This window comes from Ochrobactrum sp. SFR4, from assembly GCF_019730395.1.
GTDB lineage: Bacteria > Pseudomonadota > Alphaproteobacteria > Rhizobiales > Rhizobiaceae > Pseudochrobactrum.
The window spans coordinates 1-416 of the sequence record NZ_JAAPBB010000257.1 but is presented as its reverse complement, the minus strand read 5'-3'; the positions used below and the strand labels follow the sequence as shown (position 1 = coordinate 416).

Here is a 416-nt window from a genome sequence, read left to right as displayed (position 1 = left end):
GACCTTATTCGCATTACACGCGATGACGGCACAACATACACCTATCGTGCCACTCAAATGACCGTCGCGCGTTGGGATGAGGCGCAGATCGATGTTCACGCAGCAGGCTCTCATCTGGTGCTGGCGACCTGCTACCCCTTTGATGCAGTTACGCAAGGCCCGCTGCGCTATCTCGTCTATGCGACCTTAGATGAGTGATTTAAGGCTTCAATGGCGCTACGTCACCACCGACAAGAATATCTGGAAAAAACCCACCAATGATTATGCTTGCGTTGCTTGTCTAAAAACAAACTCAAGCATAATCGTAGTCAGATATTCAAAGAGAGGCGCTATATTTTTTAGAATGTCAGGCGCGAATTATAACCCACCACAAATTGAATGAAGCGCGACAAATCAACAATGTCGTCTGCATGATA

General features: G+C 47.4%; 1 protein-coding gene. It reads left to right on the top strand.

The genetic code is table 11. The features are described from left to right. The coding region (locus HBA93_RS18870) for a sortase domain-containing protein (RefSeq protein WP_221724319.1) at nt 1-198 on the top strand (198 nt) is incomplete at its 5' end. Between the last annotated feature and the right edge of the window lie 218 nt (nt 199-416).